The sequence below is a fragment of the Streptomyces sp. SID13031 genome (genome assembly GCF_010548305.1).
Classification (GTDB): domain Bacteria; phylum Actinomycetota; class Actinomycetes; order Propionibacteriales; family Kribbellaceae; genus Kribbella.
On sequence record NZ_JAAGLV010000006.1, the window covers coordinates 209,111 to 222,792 of the forward strand.

Sequence of the window (13,682 nt, forward strand, 5' to 3'; positions counted from 1 at the left end):
GCCGGGAGGAGGTTGGCCCGTTGGAGACTGGGTCACGAGTTAGCCCGCCGGTTTGCTGATCGGCTTGACGGTCTGGATCAGGTGGCGCAGTTGGACGAAGTACAGGGCGCCGGCCCAGTAGTACAGAGCGGTGCCCCAGATCGCGAAGGCCCAGCCGAAGACGCGGGCCAGCACGTTCAGGGTGCTGTCGCCGTCGCCGAGAAGGAGCAACGGGAAGGCGTACAGCAGGCAGAAGGTCGCGGACTTGCCGAGGAAGTGCACCGGCAGCGCGTTGAAGCCGCGGCGGTGCAGGGGCGGCAGGGTGAAGGTGAGCAGCAGGTCGCGTAACGGCAGCGCGATCGCGAGCCACCACGGGATGATGTCGCGCAGCGCGAGGCCGAGCACGGTGGCGAAGATGTAGAGCCGGTCGGCGACCGGGTCGAGCATCTGGCCGAGCCGCGTCGTCTGGTTCATCCGGCGCGCGATCTGGCCGTCGGCCCAGTCGGTGAATCCCGAGATCGCCAGCACCAGCAGGGCCCAGCCGTCTTCCTGCGGGCCGAGAATCAGCCAGAGGAAGAGCGGTACGCCGAGCAGCCGGATGAAGCTGAGTGCGTTCGGGATCGTCAGCACCCGGTCGGATACTTCCAGCTCCGGCACGCGATCCTCCCCCTGCTCCCGAATCGGGCGACCGCGAGCGGCACCCCTGTCCCGGTCGTTACTGTACTTGGGCCCGGTACCGGGTCCTGCCCCGGCCACACCCGGGAAGCCCCGGACTTCCCTGACTAGGTGAACGCATTCACAACGACTGGGCTACGCCCCTCGCAAACCAGTGACCCTACGGTGACCCGATCGAGATCTCCCCGTAGCAGGAGTCCCGGCTAAAGCTGCCTTCCGACGAAGCAGAGAACCTCCGGTGGCCCGCACGGTGGCGAGCACCCTGCGCTGCTCATTGATGACATGGGCAACGACTCTCCATCGCGTAGCGGTGGCCGACCTCGAGCCGGAAGTCGCCGGGCATCAGCCATTGCGCGATCAGCTCGGGCTCGGTGAGCGCTCGCCAGACCTTGGCCGGCGGATGGGGATAGAAGGCCGTGATTACTTTTCTGATCACGCACCCGGTGTGATCAGAAAAGTAATCACGCAGCTTCTGTGCATCCACCGAATCCGGACCGGAGCTGGTCGTTCATGGGGACTTTCACGGTAACTCGCGCGCTGACAATCCTCACGACGGCCGACCCCGGCAAGGGCCTTCACCGAACTCTGGACGTCTTCGCCGAGGCGGCCGAGCTCGATCGCGAGCGGGTTGGCCGTTGGGCTCAGCTTCACGCCGTTCAAACCGCCTTCTGGGGGCGTCGTCAAGGTTTCCGTCGAGGGCGTGCGGGAGCGGAGTTGAGCCAGCTCCTCAACCTGGTCGACGAGTTGGTGGATCTCCTCACGCGGTCGCCACGGGTGTAACGCCGGCGGGTGGCGCAGCGTCTATAGAGCTGTAGGCCACCTGACCTGGAGGAATGACTCGTGTTGCAGCAAGACTCAAGACACCGCGCCAGAGCGGCGGCGCTTCTCGGTATCGTCGCGCTGACCATCGGTACCGGATCAACCGTCGCGCAGGCGCGTCCGGCCGAGGCTCCGCTCGACTGGACGCGGACACCGGTCAAACGGCAGCCCGCGATGCTCAACGACATCGACGCCCACCCGGGCGCGACCTGGGCGGTCGGATCCGATCAGCTCGGCGCCGACGAGCACCGTCCGCTCGCCATGCGCTGGAAGAACGGCCGCTGGACCGCCACCCCACAGCCGGTACGCACGAGCGCGACCCTGGAGAGCGTCGCGGTCGCCGGCGTCAACAATGTCTGGGCAGTCGGAGAGGATCGCGCCGATCCGATCAAGACGAAACCACTCGTCATGCACTGGAACGGATCCGCGTGGCGCGTAGTACCGGGTCCGGCGGTGCCGACCGGTTCGTTCGGCGAGGTCGAGATCGCGCCCGACGGAACGCCCTGGATGGCCGGCTGGGCCGATCTCGGTGGCTCCGAGCATGCCGTCGTGTACCGGTACGCCGGGGGCAAGTGGCAACCGCTGGCCGCCGGGTTGGAGCAGTCCATCAACGCCAACGCACTGGCCGTCATCTCCGCCACCGATGTCTGGCTCGGCCTGAACGCGGGCTTGGCGCACTTCGACGGTAAGAGCTGGAAGCTGGTGGACGACCTGCCGACCGACGGCTCCCAGATCCCCACCGCGCTGACGGCCGCCGGACCGAAGAACATCTGGCTGGTGGGTGTGCAGCACACCGGCGGTCCGGAGGGCGAACGCCCGCTGGCCATGCACTACGACGGGCGCTCCTGGAAGCAGGTCACGGTACCGGCCGGCTCCGCCCAGCTGTACGACGTTGCCCTGCGCAACGGCCGCCCGGTCGCCGTCGGCGAACGCTTCGAGATCGACGAGAACCAGTTCACGACGTACCCGCTGGTCCTCGAACTGCGCGGCCAGGAGTTCGTCACCGCGCCCGCGCCTGCCATTGATGCGACGACCTTGACCGGCATCGACATCGCCCAGGGGCGCCTGTGGACGTCCGGGATCACGCTCGACCTGAAGGCGAGCGAGTTCGCCGGCTTCGCCGCTTTCAGCAAGTAGCCCTGACGCACCTCGGCCCACTGCTAAGGGTGGCGGGTCGGGGCGCCGGTGGAGTTCCAGGACGCGAGGATCTGCAGTCCGTCGTACGCCGGTGTGCCGGGCTCCGCGGTCAGGATGAGGATGCGCTGGTCGGGGTCCTCGGGGCTGACCCAGGTGTCGCAGTCCAGGACCAGGTCGCCGACCAGCGCGTGCCGGTAGTGCTTGGTGCCGTTGCCCGTGCTCGTCACCTGATGCGCCGCCCACCACGTGCGGAAGTCGGCGTCCCGGACGGACAGCTCACCGACGAGTGTGGCGAGCTGCGGATCTTCGGGGTAGCGGGCAGCCTCCATCCGCAGCGAGGCGACCGCAGTACGGGCCGCGTTCTCCCAGTCGGCATGCAGGGCCCGCACCACCGGGTCGGTGAACAGGAGCCTGACGTAGTTGCGGTCCGACTCCGCGAACTGGGCGAAGTCGGTGTAGAGCGCGGCGGCTCCAGCGTTCCACGCCAGGATGTCCATCCGCCGGCCGAGCACCATGGCCGGTGCTCCGCTGAGCTGATCGAGCAGCCGTCGCATCGAAGGCGTGACCCGTTGCGCGCGCCGCCGGCGCGGCTTCGCAGGAGTCTTCCCGGCCAGCCGATACATGTACGCCTGCTGGTCCTCGTCCAGCCGGAGCGCGCGGGCCAGGACAGCGAGGATGGAGGCTGACGCCTGCAGCCGCCCCTGCTCCAGCCGCGTGTAGTAGTCCACGCTCATCACGGCGAGCTGAGCGACCTCTTCCCTCCGCAACCCCGGCACCCGTCGCGGCGAACCGGTCTCGGGCAGCCCGACGGCAGCCGGGCTCAGCTCAGCCCGCCTCGCCTTCAGGAACTCGCCCAGCTCGGCTGCCGAAGTACCGTGCTCGCTGCTCATGGCAACCATTGTCCCGCGGCGGGGCTGGTTTGTGGGGAGGCAGATTTCTTCCCAGGCAGCGCACCTCCCCGGATGAAACCCGTCTCTACTCCCTGGGCTGCGCCCGCCGCACGGTGGATCCATGAGAACAGACATCACCTTCGACAGCGCCGGCCTAAAGCTCGCTGGCCACCTCTACCTCCCAGCCGGCGAGGCGACCGGTCCCCGCCCCGCGATCGTCGTCGGCCATCCGGCGAGCGGAGTGAAAGAACAAGCCGCCGGCCTGTACGCCGAACGGCTCGCCCGCGCCGGTTTCGTCGCCCTCGCCTTCGACGCCGCCTACCAAGGCGAGAGCGAAGGACTCCCCCGTGGACTCGAGGATCCCGCCCACCGAGTAGAGGACCTCAAGGCCGCCGTGTCATTCCTCAGCGCCCGCGACGAGGTCGATCCCGACCGGATCGGCGCCCTGGGCATCTGCGCCTCAGGCGGCTACGTGATCCCCGCCGCTGCCACCGACCACCGCATCAAGGTCGTCGCGACGGTCAGCGCGGTCGACATCGGCCGCCAGTTCCGCGAAGGCGCCGACGGTCACCAGGACCCCGCAGTCATCCAAGGCATGCTCGACGCTGCAGCCGCAGCCCGTACTGCGGAAGCGCGCGGCTCCGGCGTTGGCGTGTTCCCGCTGTTCCCGGCCACGGAGGAAGAGGCTCGCGCGGGCGGTCAGCACGCCTACGAGGGCTGGCAGTACTACTGCACCGATCGCGCCCAGCACCCCCGCTCAGCCAAATCCTTCACGTGGACCAGCGTCGATCACATCGCTCAATTCGACGCCTTCCGCTTCATCGACCTGATCGCTCCACGTCCACTACTGATGATCCTCGGGCGGGAGGCGATCACCTCGTGGATGGCAACGGAGGCCTTCGCTCAGGCTTCCGACCCGAAGCAACTGTTCTGGATCGACGGCGCCAGCCACGTCGCCCTCTACGACGAAGACAAGTACGTATCCCCCGCCATCACCAAGCTGACCGAATTCTTCCACCAGCACCTCACCGCCGACGGCATCAGCTGACGTCAGCTACATGTGGCGATCGGCTGGGGCTTCGAGGGTCAGCCGTTGGTTGGTTCGGAGGTCAGCTGTCGGTTGCTTCGGCGGTGGCGTAGGTGATGGTGCGCAGTACTTTTGCCGGGGCGCCTGCTGCGATCGAGAAGGCGGGGATGTCGTGGGTGACGACGCTGTTGGCGCCGATGACGCAGCGCTCGCCGATCGTCACGCCGCTCGTGACGACGACGTTCGCGCCGAGCCAGACGTTGTCGCCGATCCGGGTCGGTCCCTTGGAGTCGAAGCCCTGCCACGGGACCGGGCGGTCGGGGTCGTCGAAGCGGTGGTTGGCGTCCGTCACGAAACAGCCGTTGGCGAGCATGCAGTGCGAGCCGATCTCGACGAGTTCGTGGGCCGCGACCATGACCGCGATATTCAGGAACGTCCCCTCACCGATCCGCACCCGCCCCTGATCGCCGATCGTGATCCACACGTTCGGCTCGAACATCGTGTGGGCGCCGACCTCGAGCCGCCCGTCCTCGAACGCCTCGAGCACATTGCCGTGCAACGGCCAGCGCGCGAACGCCCCACGACGCATCAGCTGCCAGTGAATCCGCGCGCGATTCCAGGGCAGCTCGTTGCGCTGGTACCAACGCCACTTCTGCAGCCACAACTTCGTCTGCCCAGCAAGATCCTCCACGGGCCTCAGGCTACGTGCCGCACCCGGTCCGGCTCAGCTGTGTCAAGCCGTGCCCTGAAACCGTTGCGGGCACACCAAACCGCCCGCTACCAGATCTATGACTGGGTCACCGGACAGCTCGGACATCAAGGGCTGCCGAGGATGCCACCGGAGCTATCGTCTGAGGGTGCTCGCTCTCACCAAGACAGACCCGTCCGTCAGCCTGACCACTGTCGATGAACCGGTACCTCTTCCTGATCACGCGGTGGTTCGGGTCCGGGCGTTCTCGTTGAACCAGGGCGAGGTGCTCGATCTCGCGAAGCTGCCGGTCGGATCGCTCACCGGGTGGGACGTAGCGGGCGTCGTCGCGAAGGCTGCGGCTGACGGGAGCGGTCCGGCGGTCGGGACTCGGGTCGTGGGGCTGGTACGGCGGCGGGGTGCCTGGGCGGAATTGGCTGCGATTTCGACGAAGTGGATGGCGGTGATACCGGACGGCGTGTCCGACGTACAAGCTGCGACGTTGCCCACGGCCGCGCTGACGGCGTTGCGGTCGCTCGAGATCGGCGGGCTCCTGCTGGCCAAGCGGGTGTTGGTCACGGGTGCGACGGGTGGCGTCGGGCGGTTCGCAGTACAGCTTGCGCAGTTGGCCGGTGCCCACGTCACAGCTCTTGTACGCCGTACCCCGGTGACCGGGTTGCTCGGCGCCGATGTGGTCACTGAGCGGATCGAGGGTGACTTCGACCTGATCGTGGAAGCCGTCGGAGGTACGGTCTTCGGCCAGTCCATCGAGCACCTGGCACCGCATGGCGTGGTGGTCAGTCTCGCTACCCAGGATCCGGACGAGCCGGTCAGCTTCCGGGCCGGGTGGTATTCCCGCTCGCCAGGAGCGCGGATCTACACCCTCAACAACTTCGACGAACCGGGGAGCGTCGCCACCGATCTGGCCCGGTTGTGCGCCCTGGTCGCCACCGGTCGCCTAGACGGTCAGGTCGAACTGGAATCCTCCTGGCGGCAGACCCCGACCGCAATCGAGGCCTTACTGAACCGCCGGATCACCGGCAAGGCGGTCCTGCACGTCGACTGAGCCGGCATGAACGACGACATGCGGATTCAGGACCACGACCCCGGCGAACGCAGGCAGCACACCGGCGGTGTCCATCGCGGCGGTACCACGTTCGGGATGCACCAGGATCAGCGAGTACCTGCCGGTCGAGGCCGAGTGGACCCTACTGACTGTCGCCGCCTGCCTAAACGCCAATCCGTCGGCGTCAGCTGCTGGTCTGCGGAAGTCGCGGGAGGTGGTGGACTTCTTCGCGTGCCCGCTCAGATCGGTCAACGGCGCACCCGATAGCGCAGGTGAAGCACCCGGTTGCCCTGAATCACCACGTCAGGATCCTCCAACAGGTGCTGCGCGTGGACCGACCCGAAGTAGCGCTTGCCGGACCCGAACACGACGGGTACGACGTCCATGCGCACCTCGTCGACCAGGCCCGCGGCAAGCACCTGGCCACCGACGTCGCCGGCGGCGACCTCGACCATACGGTCACCCGCAAGCTCCTGCGCCTTGGCCACGGCCGCCTCGACGCCGTTGACGAAGTGAAACGGCGCCTCGGGGTCCCAGCCCTCGGGCTCCGGCCGGTGCGTCACGACGACCACGTGGTCGATCCCGCCCGGAGGCTTCCCGTCCCAGCCGTCCGTCATGTCGAAGACGTGGCGGCCGACGAGTGTCACCCCGATCTGGTCCCAGTACGGCCGGGTGTAGTCGTAGGACACCTGCGACACCTTCAGCTGGCCGCTCTCGTCCAACGGGACGTCACCGCTGGACAACCAGTCGAACAGCGGTCCGGGCTGGTCATTCTCGTCCGCGACGAAGCCGTCCACCGACACCGAGCTGTACATGACCACCTTGCCCACGGGGCTCCTTTGCTTTGGGTGCCCCCAAATTAGCGTGTCGTGAGCGCCTCAGTCAGCGAAACCCAAACGCTGTGAGCAACTCCGTGTCTCTCTTCCACCGCTGAACGACACTCAGCTAGGTGGGCCGAGAGCTCCTCCCGATATTGCGACGGAACCCGATCGGGGAGCGACACAAGCCGTTCCAACTTGCCAACTACCGACGTTCCGCTCTCCCTTCCCCACTTGATCAACGCGCGGCGATAGGCCATGACGGCGTCCTGCTCTCGATCGGCACATCGGCGTCTCGCTGCGTAAACTGCTGGCTCGTGTTCCTGTCCGTGACGTCAACGCGCGCACTGACGGTTACCCGTTCGATCCGAAGGACTGAGCTGTGCCTGACCGACCTGAGATTGTGTGCATCTGCGGCTCTACCCGGTTCGTGGACGAGATGCGCGCGGCGAACCGCGACTTGACCTTTGCAGGCGTCATCGTCGTCGCGCCAGGCGTCTTCCTGCGCGCCGAGGATCACGAAGCAAACGAGTTCATCACCAACGAGCAGCAGACCGCGTTGGGTGCCCTCCACCTGCGCAAGATCGATCTGGCTGACCGCGTTCTAGTCGTCAACCCCGGCGGGTATATCGGCGAGTCCACGAGCAGCGAGATCGCCTACGCCCGCGCCACCGGCAAGCCGATCTCGTTCACCGATCCAGTCTGACCAGTCGACGCTTCGTGGTGCGCCCCTGCTGACTGTCGCCGCCTGCCTTGACGGCCATCCCCCGGCGGCAGCCGCTGGTCAGCGGAAGTCGCGGGAGGTGGTTTTGGCGGCCAGGGGGAGGCGTTCGAGTTTGTCGGCTACCAGATTGGTGACGCCCTGGGAGCGTTCCAGGCGGCCGCGGATGATCATCGCGCTGGATTCGCGGGCGATGCGGCGGTAGCGGTTCCAGACGCCGTTCGAGCAGATGACGTTGATCATGCCGGTTTCGTCCTCCAGGTTGAGGAAGGTGACGCCGGCCGCGGTGGCGGGGCGCTGGCGGTGGGTCACCACGCCGCCGACGTGGACGCGGCTGCCGTTCTCGGCGGTGGAGAGCTGGTTCGCGCGGAGGATGCCGCGCTCGTCGAGAGCCGCGCGGATGTGCCGGATCGGGTGGTCGTCGGGTGAGATGCCGGTGGCCCACAGGTCGGCCATCGTCGTCTCCATCCCGGTCATCCCGGGCAGCATCGGCGGCGGGCCGGAGCTGCTCACCCCGGACAGATGCCCCGGACGTTCTTCGGCCGCACGTCCCGCGTTCCACAACGCCTGTCGCCGCGACAGCCCGAACGAGTCGAACGCCCCAGCCGTCGCCAGCGCCTCCACCTGTACTGCGGTCAGCCCGGTCCGGCGCACCAGGTCCGACATGTCGGCGTACGGTCCGTTCTTCTCGCGTTCCTCGACGATCGCGGTCGCGGCCGGCACCCCGACCGACTTCACCCCGGCCAACCCCAGACGCACCACCAGCCGCCCGTCCCGCCGATGCAGATCCGAGTCGAACGGCACCTCGGGATCGAACTCCCCAACCTCCGGCTGATCCCTCGCCAGACAAGAGTTGTTGCCTGTAGCAACCGTCTGTCTTTCGGCGGACGGATTGCCACCAGCAGCCCCTCCGGCTCCACCGGAAGAGAAGGCAGCGGCTCCCCCATCCGCAAACTGACCACGCAGCGCACCAGCCCCCAGGAAAGCGGGCGTAGCAGAGGCCGCAGCAGCCAACGCGGAGACCGCAAGGATGGGCACGGATGCGGGGGCGGGCGCGGGAGCCGGCGTGGGCTCGGAGGCCTGTGTCGGTGTGGAAGCGGAAGCCGGCCCGGGGGCGGAGGTGGTGGGTAGGGGTTCGAGGGTGGCGTGGATGTTGGAGGTTTGGAGGTCGGGGCGGAGGACTTCTACGCCGTGGCGGCGGGCGTCGGCTACCAGGGATTGGGGGGAGTAGAAGCCCATGGGCTGGGCTCGGAGGAGGGCGGCGAGGAAGGCTGCTGGGTAGTGCAGGCGGAGCCAGGTGCTGGCGTAGACGAGGAGGGCGAAGCTGATCGAGTGGGACTCGGCGAAGCCGAAGTTGGCGAAGGCTTCGATTTTTTCGTAGATCTGGTCGGCGGTGTCGCCGGTGATGCCGTTCGCCGCCATTCCTTCGTAGAGCTTGGTCTTCAGGGACGAGATCTTCTCGACGCCGCGCTTGGAGCCCATCGCGCGGCGGAGCAGGTCGGCGTCCTCGCCGGTGCAGCCGCCGACCTTCATCGCGATCTGCATCAACTGCTCCTGGAACAGCGGGACGCCCAGGGTGCGCTCCAGCACCGGCTCGAGCGCCGGATGCAGGTAGGTGACCGGCTCCTCCCCCAGCTTGCGGCGGATGAACGGATGCACCGCGCCGCCCTGGATCGGGCCGGGCCGGATCAGCGCCACCTCGATCGCCAGGTCGTAGAAGCTGCGCGGCCGCAATCGCGGGAGCGTACTCATCTGGGCCCGGCTCTCCACTTGGAACACCCCGATCGAGTCCGCCTTGCAGAGCTGGTCGTAGACGCCGCGCTCCTCCTTCGGGATCGTGTCCAGGTTCCAGTCCTCGCCGAGGTGTTCGCGGACCAGGTCCATCGCATACTGCAGGGCCGCCAGCATGCCGAGCCCGAGCAGGTCGAACTTCACCAGCCCCATCCAGGCGCAGTCGTCCTTGTCCCACTGCAGCACGGTCCGGTTCTCCATCCGGGCGTGCTCGACCGGCACCACGTGCCCGACCGGGATGTCGGTCAGCACCATGCCACCGGAGTGGATGCCGAGGTGCCGCGGGAACTTCAGCAGGTCCTCGGCCAGCGCCACCACCGGTGGCGGGATGTCGTGATCGACACTGCTCCGCACCGCGCCCCAAGCGTCCACCTGCTTGGACCACGCGTCCTGCTGCCCGGTGCTGAACCCGAGCGCCTTGGCCATGTCCCGCACCGCGAGCTTCGGGCGATAGGTGATCACGTTCGCCACTTGGGCCGCGTTGCGCCGGCCGTACTTGCGGTAGACGTACTGGATCACCTCTTCGCGCCGGTCCGAATCGAAGTCGACGTCGATATCGGGCTCCTCGTCACGAGCCGCGGACAAGAACCGCTCGAACGGCAGGTTGTAGAAGACCGGGTCGATCGCGGTGATCTCCAGCGCATAACAGACGACGGAGTTCGCCGCCGAGCCACGGCCCTGGTACAGGATCCCCTGACGCTTCGCGAACATGACGATGTCGCGCACGATCAGGAAGTACCCCGGGAACTTGAGCGACTCGATCACCGCCAGTTCGCGCTCGACCCGGGCGGTCGCCTCCTCCCGCAGCCCGGGTTTGTCCGCGTAGCGCTTCTTCACCCCATCCCGGCAGAGCTTCTTCAGCCACTTCATCTCGTCGTGCCCCGGTGGCACCTCCTGGCGCGGCAGGCTCGGCTTGGCCGCGCGCAAGCTGAACTCCAGCTGGTTGGCCAGCTCCACGGTGCGCGCGACAGCCCCGTCGTACCGGTGGAATCTGGCGAGCATCTCCTCCCCCGATCGCAGGTGGGCCGTGCCGGCGGGTGGCAGCCAGCCGTCCATCGCGTCGAGGCTGCGACGAGCCCGTACTGCGGCGATCGCGGCGGCGAGCTTGTGACGTCGGGGGTGGGCGTAGTGCACGTTGTTGGTGGCGATCACCGGGAGACCCGCGTCGGCCGCGAGCCGGGCCAGCACCGCGTTGCGCGTACTGTCCGTCGGCAACTGGTGGTCGATCAGCTCGACCACCACCCGGTCCTGGCCGAACAGCGCGGTCAGCCGGTCGAGCTCGCGCGCCGCGGCGGCCGGCCCGTCCGCTTGACCACCCAACTCGAGGGCACGGCGCACCAGGCCCTTGCGGCAACCGGTGAGGATCAGCCAGTTGTCCTCACCGATCGCCGCAAGCTCCTCCAGGTCGTAGACGGGACGACCCTTCTCCTGGCCGCGCAACTGCGCCTCGGTGATCGCGCCGGCCAGCCGGTGATACCCCTCTTGCCGCTCGGCCAGCACCAGCAGGTGACTGCCCTCGGGATCGGCCATCCCGTTCTGTGGTTTGGTCAGCTCCAGCGACAGCTCGGCGCCGAACACGGTCTGCAGATCGGCGTACTCCTCTGCTGCCTCGGCCATCCGGACCACGCCGTAGAACCCGTCGTGGTCGGTCAGGGCGAGCGCGTTCAGCCCGAGCCGGATCGACTCCTCCACCAGGTGTTCCGGTGAGGATGCACCGTCGAGAAAGCTGTAGTACGAGTGGCAGTGCAGCTCGGCATACGGCACCACCGGCCCCTCCGGGCGGCGCGGTTTGTCGGCCGGATCCGGATCGTACGGCGGCCGGTGGCGCGACCAGGCCGGTCCGTCTCCCCCGTCGGCATCCAGCAGCTCGTCCGCGGGCGCGGGCGGCCGCGAGCGGCCCGACAACTTCCGCTCCAATTCCGACCACGGAATCGGCGGGTTGTCCCACCCCATCAGAGAACTCCGGCGCCCGACGTCATGTATCGATGTTCGAACATCTGTTCGAACAAGTCAAATCCGTCGAACCCTACGACACGGGGCCTACACCGACGTGCTGATCAGTTCGTCGGCGACCCATTGGGCGACGCCGACGGGATAGGGCGCCGGCAGGCCGAGGATGACATGCCGGAAGCCGGCGCCGGTCGCTTTGGCGATCGCATCGCGAGTGATCGCAGGGTCTTCGTACGAGACCGGCAGGTGGATCGACCGGGTGATCGAGGCGGGATCCCGGCCGATCTCACCGCAGTACCGGTCCAGCAGCGCGCTGCCGCTGACGGCATCATCCAGATCCTCGCCCGGGTGGTTCCAGAGGTCGGCATGCTCGGCGACCACTCGCAGCGTGGAAGTCGCACGTCCACCGATCAGGATCGGGAGCCGCGACCCCTGCACGGGCTTCGGATTGCAGAACGCCCCCACGAGGTCGACGTGGGCGCCATGGAAATCGAACGGCTCGGCCTCGGTCCACAGGCGCCGAATGACCGTGCACGCTTCACCCAGGCTCTCGACCGCCTGGGTCGCGTCGAGGTACGGCAGACCGTGCGCGTCGTACTCACCCCGGGCCATCGGAACGCTGGGCCGGGAGCCGGCGCCGATCCCGAAGTCGAGCCGTCCACCGGAGACGATGTCGACGGTCGCGGCGATCTTGGCCAGCATCGCCGGCGGCCGGAAGCGGTTGCTCGTCACGAGCAGACCGAGGCGGAGCCGCCGGGTCTGCGCGGCGAGTGCCGAGAGCAGCGTCCAGCCCTCGAAGATCGGCCCGTCCGGAGCACCGCCGATCGGCATCAGGTGATCGAACAGCCACGCATGCTCGATCTCGGGGATCTCGTCGGCTTCGCGCCAGACCCGCAGTACGTCGCCGTACTCCACTTGTTGTGGCGCGGTCATGATTCCGAAACTGGTTGATTGCGACATAACGTCCTTTCAGCGCCGGCGCAGGGCCGGGTCGAGCAGCGAGGGCGGAGCGTCGAACTTCTCCTGCGGCGCAAGATCAGTGCCGGGGGCAACGATCTCGTCGATCGCGTCGAGCAGGTCGGCGGAGAGCACGGTGTCGGCGGCGGCGAGCTGTGAGTGCAGGTGCTCCAGCGTGCGCGGGCCGATGATCGCGCTGGTCATGGCGGGATGAGCGGTCACGAACCCGAGCGCGAGCTGGATCAGCGTCAGGCCGGCCTCGTCGGCGACCTTCGCCAACCGCTCCACCGCGTCGAGCCGGGCGCGATTGGACGGGATAGTGAGATCGAAGCGTTCAGGTACGACCACCGAACGGCTGGTGGTGATCTCACGGCCCTCGCGGACCGCACCCGACAGCCACCCCGAGGCCAGCGGACTCCACGCCAGTACGCCGAGCCCGTACTGCTCGGTCACGGGCAGAACATGCGTCTCGATCCCCCGCTGCAGGATCGAGTAGCTGGGCTGCTCGGTCACGTAGCGGCTCAAGCGGTTCTCCCGGGCAGCCCACTCGGCCTGCACGATCCGGTACGCCGGGAACGTCGAGCTGCCGAAGTACCGGATCTTCCCCGCGCGTTGCAGGTCCGTGAGCGCCGACAGAGTCTCCTCGTCGCTGGTCGTCGGGTCCCAGCGGTGAATCTGGTAGAGATCGACGTGGTCGACGCCGAGCCGACGCAGACTGTTGTCGAGCTCGGTGACCAGCCAGCGGCGCGAGCTGCCGCGATGGTTGCGTTCTTCACCCATCGGCATGGTCGCCTTCGTGGCCAGTACGAGGTCGTCGCGGCGGCCGGCGATGGCCTTGCCGACCATCTCCTCGGACTCGCCCTGGCCGTACATGTCGGCCGTGTCGATCAGGTTGATCCCGGCATCGAGGGCGGCGTCGACGATGGCCGTGGCCTCGTCCTGAGTGGTGCGGCCGATCTGGCCGAAGTTCATCGCGCCGAGCGCGAGGGTGCTGACCTGTACGCCGGTACGGCCCAAAGTGCGGTACTGCATGACTATTCCTCCTGGAGTGGTGGCTGGTTCTGGCTCGTCCGGTCTGGCATCATCTACAGAAGCGGAACGAGGTTCCGATAACCAACATACGGAACGTTGTTCCGTTTGCCAAGCCCGATGACGGAGGTAGTT

Annotated in this window: 12 protein-coding genes and 2 pseudogenes; 5 read left to right on the plus strand and 9 right to left on the minus strand. The window is 67.6% G+C overall.

The genetic code is table 11. The annotated features are described in order from the left end of the window. Positions 1–39: 39 nt before the first annotated feature. Positions 40–636 (minus strand): CDP-alcohol phosphatidyltransferase family protein, encoded by a 597-nt coding sequence (locus G3I17_RS14750; RefSeq protein ID WP_164596581.1) that lies wholly within the window; start codon positions 634–636, stop codon positions 40–42. Positions 637–949: 313 nt separating this feature from the next. Continuing rightward, a pseudogene (locus G3I17_RS14755) lies at positions 950–1,090 on the minus strand (SRPBCC domain-containing protein); the annotation flags it as partial. Between the two features lie 107 nt (positions 1,091–1,197). Here G3I17_RS14755 and G3I17_RS14760 point away from each other — a divergent pair. Both G3I17_RS14760 and G3I17_RS14765 read left to right on the plus strand, forming a co-directional pair. After that, positions 1,198–1,434, plus strand: a pseudogene (locus tag G3I17_RS14760) (kinase); the annotation flags it as partial. A 60-nt stretch (positions 1,435–1,494) separates the two neighbouring features. Further along, positions 1,495–2,610, plus strand: a complete 1,116-nt coding sequence (locus G3I17_RS14765) for a hypothetical protein (RefSeq protein ID WP_164596583.1) — start codon at positions 1,495–1,497, stop codon at positions 2,608–2,610. Between the two features lie 23 nt (positions 2,611–2,633). On the opposite strand, the gene G3I17_RS14770 is transcribed toward G3I17_RS14765, so the two are convergent. Continuing rightward, positions 2,634–3,500: a helix-turn-helix transcriptional regulator gene (locus tag G3I17_RS14770; protein ID WP_164596584.1), complete on the minus strand. Its 867-nt coding sequence runs from the start codon at positions 3,498–3,500 to the stop codon at positions 2,634–2,636. Between the two features lie 121 nt (positions 3,501–3,621). Between G3I17_RS14770 and G3I17_RS14775 the strand changes: the two genes are divergently transcribed. Beyond that, entirely contained in the window at positions 3,622–4,548 is a 927-nt protein-coding gene (locus G3I17_RS14775; protein ID WP_164596585.1) for an alpha/beta hydrolase, read from the plus strand. Between the two features lie 61 nt (positions 4,549–4,609). On the opposite strand, the gene G3I17_RS42090 is transcribed toward G3I17_RS14775, so the two are convergent. Then, complete coding sequence (locus G3I17_RS42090; protein ID WP_164596586.1) at positions 4,610–5,218, minus strand: acyltransferase; 609 nt, start codon at positions 5,216–5,218, stop codon at positions 4,610–4,612. 166 nt (positions 5,219–5,384) lie between these two features. Here G3I17_RS42090 and G3I17_RS14785 point away from each other — a divergent pair, with 166 nt between their 5' ends. Next, the gene (locus G3I17_RS14785) at positions 5,385–6,281 is read left to right on the plus strand and encodes a zinc-binding dehydrogenase (protein ID WP_164596587.1); all 897 of its coding nucleotides are present in this window, start codon (positions 5,385–5,387) and stop codon (positions 6,279–6,281) included. On the opposite strand, the gene G3I17_RS14790 is transcribed toward G3I17_RS14785, so the two are convergent. Both G3I17_RS14790 and G3I17_RS14795 read right to left on the minus strand, forming a co-directional pair. Then, the gene (locus tag G3I17_RS14790; protein WP_164596588.1) at positions 6,234–6,533 is read right to left on the minus strand and encodes a hypothetical protein; all 300 of its coding nucleotides are present in this window, start codon (positions 6,531–6,533) and stop codon (positions 6,234–6,236) included. The two genes, G3I17_RS14785 and G3I17_RS14790, sit on opposite strands and share 48 nt — an antisense overlap. After that, positions 6,530–7,111 carry a dihydrofolate reductase family protein gene (locus tag G3I17_RS14795; RefSeq protein WP_164596589.1) on the minus strand — a complete coding sequence of 194 codons (582 nt, stop codon included), beginning with the start codon at positions 7,109–7,111 and terminating at the stop codon, positions 6,530–6,532. The genes G3I17_RS14790 and G3I17_RS14795 overlap by 4 nt, the downstream gene beginning before the upstream one ends. A gap of 370 nt (positions 7,112–7,481) precedes the next feature. On the opposite strand from G3I17_RS14795, the gene G3I17_RS14800 reads away from it, so the two are divergent. Continuing rightward, positions 7,482–7,805, plus strand: a complete 324-nt coding sequence (locus G3I17_RS14800) for a hypothetical protein (RefSeq protein WP_164596590.1) — start codon at positions 7,482–7,484, stop codon at positions 7,803–7,805. A gap of 78 nt (positions 7,806–7,883) precedes the next feature. Here the strand turns inward: G3I17_RS14800 and G3I17_RS14805 are convergent, their stop codons facing one another. From G3I17_RS14805 to G3I17_RS14815, 3 genes are all read right to left on the minus strand, one after another. Next, the gene (locus G3I17_RS14805; RefSeq protein WP_164596591.1) at positions 7,884–11,564 is read right to left on the minus strand and encodes an error-prone DNA polymerase; all 3,681 of its coding nucleotides are present in this window, start codon (positions 11,562–11,564) and stop codon (positions 7,884–7,886) included. An 87-nt stretch (positions 11,565–11,651) separates the two neighbouring features. Further along, positions 11,652–12,521, minus strand: a complete 870-nt coding sequence (locus G3I17_RS14810) for an LLM class flavin-dependent oxidoreductase (RefSeq protein ID WP_164596592.1) — start codon at positions 12,519–12,521, stop codon at positions 11,652–11,654. A 9-nt stretch (positions 12,522–12,530) separates the two neighbouring features. After that, positions 12,531–13,550: an aldo/keto reductase gene (locus tag G3I17_RS14815; protein WP_164596593.1), complete on the minus strand. Its 1,020-nt coding sequence runs from the start codon at positions 13,548–13,550 to the stop codon at positions 12,531–12,533. Positions 13,551–13,682: the final 132 nt, after the last annotated feature.